8 protein-coding genes are annotated in these 7,718 nt (G+C 72.1%); 6 read left to right on the top strand and 2 right to left on the bottom strand.

Annotated elements, in window-relative coordinates; genetic code table 11:
* Window positions 1-1,780, top strand: a 1,780-nt coding sequence (locus ACRDSK_RS29625; RefSeq protein WP_431444655.1) for a DUF4118 domain-containing protein, incomplete at its 5' end; no start/stop codon positions are given.
* Between the two features lie 8 nt (window positions 1,781-1,788).
* Complete coding sequence (locus tag ACRDSK_RS29620; protein WP_431444656.1) at window positions 1,789-2,472, top strand: response regulator; 684 nt, start codon at window positions 1,789-1,791, stop codon at window positions 2,470-2,472.
* 150 nt (window positions 2,473-2,622) lie between these two features.
* Here ACRDSK_RS29620 and ACRDSK_RS29615 read toward each other — a convergent pair whose 3' ends face one another.
* Both ACRDSK_RS29615 and ACRDSK_RS29610 read right to left on the bottom strand, forming a co-directional pair.
* Window positions 2,623-3,324 carry a CAP domain-containing protein gene (locus ACRDSK_RS29615; RefSeq protein WP_431444654.1) on the bottom strand — a complete coding sequence of 234 codons (702 nt, stop codon included), beginning with the start codon at window positions 3,322-3,324 and terminating at the stop codon, window positions 2,623-2,625.
* A 71-nt stretch (window positions 3,325-3,395) separates the two neighbouring features.
* Window positions 3,396-4,073 (bottom strand): PKD domain-containing protein, encoded by a 678-nt coding sequence (locus ACRDSK_RS29610; RefSeq protein WP_431444653.1) that lies wholly within the window; start codon window positions 4,071-4,073, stop codon window positions 3,396-3,398.
* A 110-nt stretch (window positions 4,074-4,183) separates the two neighbouring features.
* On the opposite strand from ACRDSK_RS29610, the gene ACRDSK_RS29605 reads away from it, so the two are divergent.
* The 4 genes from ACRDSK_RS29605 to ACRDSK_RS29590 form a co-directional block, all read left to right on the top strand.
* Window positions 4,184-4,474 (top strand): acylphosphatase, encoded by a 291-nt coding sequence (locus ACRDSK_RS29605; protein WP_431444652.1) that lies wholly within the window; start codon window positions 4,184-4,186, stop codon window positions 4,472-4,474.
* A gap of 121 nt (window positions 4,475-4,595) precedes the next feature.
* Window positions 4,596-5,114 carry a sigma-70 family RNA polymerase sigma factor gene (locus tag ACRDSK_RS29600; RefSeq protein WP_431444651.1) on the top strand — a complete coding sequence of 173 codons (519 nt, stop codon included), beginning with the start codon at window positions 4,596-4,598 and terminating at the stop codon, window positions 5,112-5,114.
* Window positions 5,111-5,986, top strand: a complete 876-nt coding sequence (locus ACRDSK_RS29595; protein ID WP_431444650.1) for an anti-sigma factor family protein — start codon at window positions 5,111-5,113, stop codon at window positions 5,984-5,986. The genes ACRDSK_RS29600 and ACRDSK_RS29595 overlap by 4 nt, the downstream gene beginning before the upstream one ends.
* Before the next feature lie 110 nt (window positions 5,987-6,096).
* Window positions 6,097-7,718: chromosome segregation SMC family protein (locus ACRDSK_RS29590; RefSeq protein ID WP_431444649.1), on the top strand; the 1,622-nt coding region annotated here is incomplete at its 3' end.

The raw sequence follows: 7,718 nt of genomic DNA, 5'->3' as shown, positions 1-7,718 counted from the left end.
GCGCATCGCCGCCCGCGCCGGCGCCGAGCTGCTGGTGCTGCACGTCCTGCGCGGCGACGGGCTCGCCGGCGTCGGCCCGCGGGCGGTCACCGAGATGCGCCGCCTCGCCGACGACCTCGGCGCGTCCTTCCACACGGTGATCGGCGACGACGTGCCGACCGCGCTGCTGGACTTCGCCCGCGGCGCGAACGCCACCCAGCTCGTCCTCGGCACCTCGCGGCGCGCCCGCTTCGCGCGCGTGTTCGACGAGGGCATCGGCGCCACCGTCGTGCAGCGGTCGGGGTCGATCGACGTGCACATGATCACCCACTCGGAGACGCGGCGAGGGTGGCGGTTCGGGCTCGCGCACAGCCCCCTGCGCGGGGCTCGGCGGCTGCTGGCACTGGCGTTCGCGGTGGTCGGTCCGGCGCTGGTCACCGTCGTCGGCGTGCTGCTGGGCGACGGCGTCGGCGTCTCCACCGACGTGGTCGGTTACCTCCTGGTGGTCGTGCTCGTGGCGCTCGCCGGGGGACTGGCGCCGGCCGTGCTCGCGGCGCTGCTCTCCGGCGGCCTGCTGAACTACTTCTTCACCGAGCCCGTCCACACGCTGCGCGTCGCGGACACTGAGAACGTGGTCCTGGTGGCCGCCATGGTCGTCGTCGCCGTGCTCGTGGCGATCGTGGTGGACCGCGCTGCCCGGCGCACGGTCCAGGCGGCACAGGCGCGGACCGAGGCGTCGCTGCTGTCCTCCTACGCGCGGACCGTGCTCGCCGACCCGGACCCGGTGGACCGGCTGCTGGAGAAGGTGCGGGAGAACTTCGGGCTCACGTCCGTGGCGCTGCTGGAGCGGCGCGCGGGTGACAACGGGGCGGGCTGGGAGCGGGTGGCGTTCGTCGGGCCGGAGCCGTGCGACCAGCCGGACGAGGCGGATGTCGACGTGCCGGTCACGCCGGACGTGCACCTGGCGCTGCGCGGACGGGCGCTGCCGGCGCAGGCCCGGGGAGTGTTGGAGACCGCGGCGGGTCAGGCGCTGCTCGCCCTGCGCCATCAGCGGATGCGGCGCGAGGCGGCCGATGCCAAACGGCACGCGGAGACCACCGAGCTGCGCACCGCGCTGCTCTCGGCCGTCGGGCACGACCTGCGCACGCCGCTCACGTCGATCAAGGCCGCGGTCGGCAGCCTGCGCGCGCCCGACCTTCGTCTGTCCGAAGAGGACTCGGCGGAGCTGCTGGCGACCATCGAGGAGTCGGCCGACCGGCTCTCCGGGCTGATCGGCAACCTGCTCGACTCCTCGCGGCTCGCCACCGGCGCGGTCCGCCCGCGGCTGCGAGCCGTTACCTACGACGAGATCGTGGCCCGCGCGCTGTCCGGTGTGGACGGTTGGGCCGAGGTCGCGGTGGACGTGGACGAGGCGCTGCCGGCGGTGCGCGCCGACTCCGGCCTGCTGGAGCGGGTGGTCGCGAACGTGGTCGACAACGCGCTGCGGCACGGCCGGCCGGACCGCCCGGTCGCGCCGGGCGAGCCGGCGATCGCGGTGCGGGCGAGCGCGCACGGGGACCGGGTGGAACTGCGGGTCGTCGACCACGGTCGCGGGCTGCCGAAGGGCCGCGCCGGGGACGGCGCGGAGTTCTCGCCGTTCCAGCGGCTCGGCGACACCTCGAGCGGCGTCGGGCTCGGCATGTCGGTGGCCAAGGGGTTCACCGACGCGATGGGTGGCACGATTCGGACGGAGGACACGCCGGGCGGCGGGCTCACCGTGGTGATCTCGCTGCCGGCCGATGGTGAGGGGCAGGGGCTGTGACCGCAACCGTGACCCGGGTGCTCGTGGTCGACGACGAGCCGCAGATCGTCCGGACGCTGCGGATCAACCTCACCGCGCGCGGCTACGAGGTGGCGATCGCCGCGGACGGGCGGGAGGCGCTGCGGGTCGCGGCCGCGGTGCGGCCCGACGTCGTGGTGCTCGACCTCGGCTTGCCGGACATCGACGGCTCGACCGTGATCGAGGGGCTGCGCGGTTGGACCGCGGTGCCGATCATCGTGCTGTCCGCGCGAGCCGAGTCGGGCGACAAGGTGGCCGCGCTCGACGCCGGCGCCGACGACTATGTGACCAAGCCCTTCGGCATGGACGAGCTCCTGGCCCGGCTGCGGGCCGCGGTGCGTCGGGCGTCGGCGGCGGTGCCCGGCGGCGAGGAGGCGGTCGTGGAGACCGACGCGTTCACCGTCGACCTCGCGGCGAAGAAGGTGCTGCGCGACGGCGCCGAGGTGCACCTGACGCCGACCGAGTGGGGCGTGCTGGAGCTCCTGGTGCGCAACAAGGGCAAGTTGGTGGCGCAGAAGCAGCTGCTGCAGGAGGTGTGGGGGCCGGCGTACGCGTCGGAGACGCACTACCTGCGGGTGTACCTCGCGCAGCTGCGCCGAAAGCTGGAGCCCCAGCCGTCCCGCCCGCGCCACCTGCTGACCGAGGCGGGCATGGGTTACCGCTTCGAACCATAGGCGCTGAGCTCAGGACTCGATGTGCGGAAGTCCGGCGCCACCCAACGCAACCTCAGGGGAACGTGACGGCACCCAGCCACCATCAACCTGCCCACGTGCGCGTCAGCTGGAACGCGACCAACACTTGGAATTTCGGGGAGGCGGACTAGCTCAATAGCCGAAGTCCTGGGTCCAGAACATGCCGTTCTCGTCCAGGCCGACGCCGATCGACTTCAGGTCGCAGTTCTGGATGTTGGCTCGGTGACCGTCGGAGTCCATCCAGCTCTGCATGACGTCCGCGGCGTCCTGCTGACCGCGCGCGATGTTCTCGGCACCGGGAGTGGGGTAGCCGGCGTTGACGATCCGCTCGGCGAAAGTCAGTCCTTCCGGCGTGGTGTGATCGAAGTAGTCACGTTCGGCCATATCGCCGCTGTGGTCCTGCGCCGCCTGGGCCAGCATCGGATCGGTCCGCAGCGGCTCGCAGCCGACCTTGGCCCGCTCCGCGTTGGCCAGGGCGACGACATCGTCCTCGATCTCGCTCTGCGGCAGGTCCGGAGTCGTCGGCACGGTCTCCTCGGACGACGTCTGGTCGGACGACCCCGAGGGGCTCGGCTGGTTGGTGCCGTCGCTGGACTCGGGCGACCCCTCGCTCGACTTCTCCGACTTCTCGGAGTCCTGGTCACCGGGGTTCGGAGAGTCGGTGCCCATCCGGTTCCCGGGGCGCTCCAGGCCGCCCTGAGGGTCGTCCGCGTCGGCAGCGGACAACGCCACCTGGGCGTCGTCGGACACGCCCGACCCGTCGAAGTTGGAGATCAGTGTCGCGCCACCGGCGGTGATCACACCGAGCAGCGCCGCCGCGAGGGCGGGGAGCACAGGTCTCCGTCTGTGTGCCGATGTCACGGTTCGGCAACGTACCACTATTGGGTGATCTTATGAAGGCCGGGTTAGTTACCCGAGGTAGTAGTCGGTGCGGTCACCGTGACGGACTTCGTCTCGGTGTCCGTCTTGCCTTTGTCGTCGGTGACCGTGAGCGTCACCTCGAAGGTGCCGGCCTCGTCGAACGTGTGCGACGCGGTCTCGCTCGAGGCGCCGAAGCTCCAGCTGTACGAGGCGATGCTGCCGTCCGGGTCCGACGAGTTCGCGCCGTCGAAGTCACAGGCGAGGTTGGTGCAGGTGAAGTCGAAGCCCGCGACGGGCGCCTTGTTGACCGGCGGCTGGGTGGTCGGCGGCCGGGTGGTCGTCTGACCCGGGGTCGTCGTGGTCTCCCCGCCGCCGGTCGTCGTCTCCTCGTCCTCGGTGGTCGTCTCGTCGTCCTCCGACGTCGACGACGCGGTCGACGAGTCGCCGCGCTTGGTGGGCTTCTTCGAGGAGCTGCCGGGCGCGGACGTGGCGGTCGGGTCGGTGGTATATGTCTCCGCCGTGGTGGTCTCGACCTTGTCCTCGCTCTGCGGCGCCGGCGCCGCAGAGTCGTCGCGGGTACTGGCCAGCGCGGCGACGGTGGCGAACACCGTCGAGACCACGAGCGCGGCGACCCCGAGCGAGACGTACGGCGAGCGGGAGAGCCTCGACTTCTCCTCTGGGTTGTCCGGTAAGGGAGTCAGCTCGTCATCTGGCTCCGACATGCAGGGCCAACCTCCTCGGCTCGTCCGCCGTTGCTCCAGACGGAGTATTACAGCTGGGTAACATATCACCGTCACCGATTGCACACACCGGATCGAGGTAGTCACCGTCCGTGGACACCTTAGATGACTCGGCGGCCCGCTTGACAGCATGGGTTCACGGCCGCGTGCAGGGCGTCGGGTTCCGGTGGTGGACCCGCGCCCGCGCCTGCGAGCTGGGCCTGCGCGGCTACGCGCGCAACCTCGCCGACGGTCGCGTCGAGGTGGTCGCGGAGGGTGCCAGGGAGTCCTGCGACCGCCTTCTGGAGCTGCTCCGGTCCGGCGGCGCGCCCGGCACCGTCGAGCTCGTCGTGGACCGGTGGACCGCCGCCAAGGGGAACCTCGCGGGCTTCGTCGAACGGTGAGGCGAACGTCGAGTCAACGCTGAGTCAGCGGCGGGCCGAGACGTTGCGCCGATTCGGTGAGTCGCAGGTAGATCCACCTGGGATTTGAACCGGTAGAACGCTTTCGGCGTATGACTTTGATGTGGGGAACACCCCGGGCCAGGAGGACGAGCTCCTCCGCGAGCTCTACAGCCGTTATCGACGGCCGCTGTACGGATACGTGCTGCGGGCGGTCGGCGGGGACCACCAGTACGCCGAGGACATCGTGCAGGAGACCCTGCTGCGGGCGTGGCGAAACGCCAACAACCTGACCGCCGACGCGGCGGGCCCGTGGCTCTACACGGTCGCCCGCAACCTCGTGGTGTCCGGTTTCCGCAGGCAGGGCGCCCGGGTCGACGAGGTGCCGATCATGGAGCGGGACTGGGCCAAGCAGACCGACGACTTCGACCGCGTGCTGCAGGGCTGGCAGGTCGCGGAGGTGATGCGCGGCCTGTCGAAGGACCACCGCGCGGTGATCGGCGAGCTGTTCTTCCGCCGCCGCACCATCGCCGAGGCCGCGGCCGCGCTCGGGGTGCCGCCCGGCACGGTCAAGTCGCGCACCTTCTACGCGCTGCGGGCGCTGCGCGACGCGCTCGAGGAGCGGGGGGTGACCGAGCCATGACCTGCGCGAACACCGTCACCCTCGGTGCCTACCTGCTCGGCGCGCTCGACCCGATGGAGCGTTTCGAGTTCGAGGCGCACCTCAGCGGCTGCGACACCTGCCGGGCCGAACTGGTCCGGCTCGCCCCACTGCCCGGCATGCTCAACCAGATCTCGCTGGACGACTTCTCCGACGGTCTGCCGCCGACCACGCTCGAGGAGGCCCACCCGACCGCCCCGGTGCCGGGCCTGCCGCTGTCCACGCAGCTCATGCGCCCGGAGACCAGCGTGCCCGAGCTCCTGCACCCGGAGCTCTTCCGGCCCGGCCCCGCCGGCGAGCGCTTCCCGCCGGAGTTCGGCGGGCCGGTGCCCGCCCCGCGCGGCCCGGGTCCCGCGTTCGATGTGCCCCCGCCGCCGCGCGGCCCGGGTGGCCGCGACACGCCCAACACGCCCGACACGCCGGCGACCGCGTCACGCGGGCGCCGCTACTGGAAGGTCGCGGCCGCCGCCGCGGTCGTCCTCGTCATCGCGATCGGAGGCGTCCTCGGCTGGCAGGCCGTGCAGCCGGACTCGACCCCGGCGCAGGCGCCCGGCATCACCTGGCGGGCCACCACGCCGGACGGTGCCGCGAGCGCCGACGCGCGGCTGGTCGATCATGAGTGGGGGACCGAGATCCAGGTCAAGATCCACGGCATGCCCCCTGGTCGGCAGTGCTACATGGTCGTCTACGACCACTACGGCAACCAGGAGGTCGCCGGGTGGTGGGGGACCGACCACGACTACGCCGCGGAGATCCCGGCGAGCACCTCGTTCCAGCGCAGCAAGATCGAGAAACTCGAGCTGCGGCTGGACGACCGCACGGTCGCGCTGACCATCCCCGCGCAGGGCCGATAGCACGCGTTCACTCCGCCGCCACGCACCCGTCATCCCACGGTTGCGCGGACCCCACAGGTACCCTCGATGGACAGACCGCGCTTCACGGTTGTCTGAGAGGTACGCGTCTCGTGCATTTGAAGAGCCTGACGCTCAAGGGGTTCAAGTCTTTCGCGTCGGCCACCACGTTGCGCTTCGAACCGGGTATCACCTGCGTCGTCGGACCCAACGGTTCGGGCAAGTCCAACGTGCTGGACGCGCTGCGGTGGGTCATGGGCACCCAGGGCGCGAAGGACCTGCGCGGCGGCAAGATGGAGGACGTCATCTTCGCCGGCACCGCCAGCCGCGCCCCGCTCGGCCGTGCCGAGGTCAGCCTCACTATCGACAACTCCGACGGCGCGCTGCCGATCGACTACACCGAGGTGTCGATCACTCGCCGGATGTTCCGCGACGGCGCGAGCGAGTACGAGATCAACGGCAACACCTGCCGGCTGATGGACGTCCAGGAGCTGCTCTCCGACTCCGGCATCGGCCGCGAGATGCACGTGATCGTCGGTCAGGGCCAGCTCGCCCAGATCCTCGAGGCCAAGCCCGAGGAGCACCGCGCCTTCATCGAGGAGGCGGCCGGCGTCCTCAAGCACCGCAAGCGCAAGGAGAAGGCGCTTCGCAAGCTCGACGCGATGCAGGCCAACCTCACCCGGCTCACCGACCTCACCAGCGAGCTGCGCCGCCAGCTCAAGCCGCTCGGCAAGCAGGCCGAGATCGCCCGCAAGGCTCAGGCCGTCCAGGCCGAGCTGCGTGACGCGCGGCTGCGGCTGCACGCCGACGACCTGGTCAGGCAGCGGACCGACATCGCCAGGGAACAGGCCGACGAGCAGGCCGCGCGCGCCCGCCGGCACGACGTCGAGCAGGCACTCGAGGTAGCCGACGCGAAGCAGACCGCACTGGAGGACCAGCTCGCGGTCGACGCGCCGCGGCTCGCGTCCGCGCAGGAGACCTGGTACCGGCTCTCCGCGCTGGAGGAGCGGCTGCGCGGCACCGTGCGGCTGGCCGTCGAGCGCGAGCGCCACCTGTCCGCCGAGGTCGAGGCGCCGCGCGGCGGCCGGGACCCGGAGGAGCTGGACGCGGAGGCCGAGGAGACCGCGATCCGCGAGGCCGAGCACGCCGAGCGGGTCGAGGTGGCCCGCGGCGCACTGGGCGAGGCCGCGGAGCGCCGGACCGAGCTCGAGCAGGCCGTGCAGGCCGCCGAGCAGGCACACCTGGCCGCCGTGCGTGCGGTCGCCGACCGGCGCGAGGGCCTCGCCCGGCTCTCCGGTCAGGTCGACGCCCTGCGCAGCAAGACCGGCGCCACGGCCGAGGAGATCGAGCGGCTGTCCACGACGCTGACGGAGGCCACCGAGCGGGCCGAGGACGCCGCGGTCGAGCTGGCCGAGGCGCAGGCCGAGTCGGGCGTCGAGGACGCCGACGACGCGGGCCTGGCCGACCGGTTCGAGCAGGCCAAGGCCGCACAGCAGGCCGCGCAGGCCCGGGTCGACGAGCTGGTGGCCGCCGAGCGCACGGCGGAGAAGGACATCGCGTCGTGGCAGGCTCGCGTCGACGCGCTCTCGCTCGGCCTGTCCCGCAAGGACGGCGCCGGCGCGCTGCTCGCCGCGGGTGACCGGATGCCGGGCCTGCTCGGCTCGGTGGCCGCGCTGCTGACCGTCGAGCCGGGTGCCGAGGCGGCGCTCGCCGCGGCGCTGGGCCCGGTGGCGGA

Source organism: Actinophytocola sp. (assembly GCF_050699915.1).
GTDB lineage: Bacteria > Actinomycetota > Actinomycetes > Mycobacteriales > Pseudonocardiaceae > Actinophytocola.
This window is presented reverse-complemented; position numbering and strand designations above follow the sequence as displayed.

Bases quoted from the DNA above. Each gene is read 5' to 3' on its own strand.
- ACRDSK_RS29610 (WP_431444653.1), bottom strand. From the start codon at position 4,073: ATGTCGGAGCCAGATGACGAGCTGACTCCCTTACCGGACAACCCAGAG.
- ACRDSK_RS29595 (WP_431444650.1), top strand. From the start codon at position 5,111: ATGACCTGCGCGAACACCGTCACCCTCGGTGCCTACCTGCTCGGCGCG.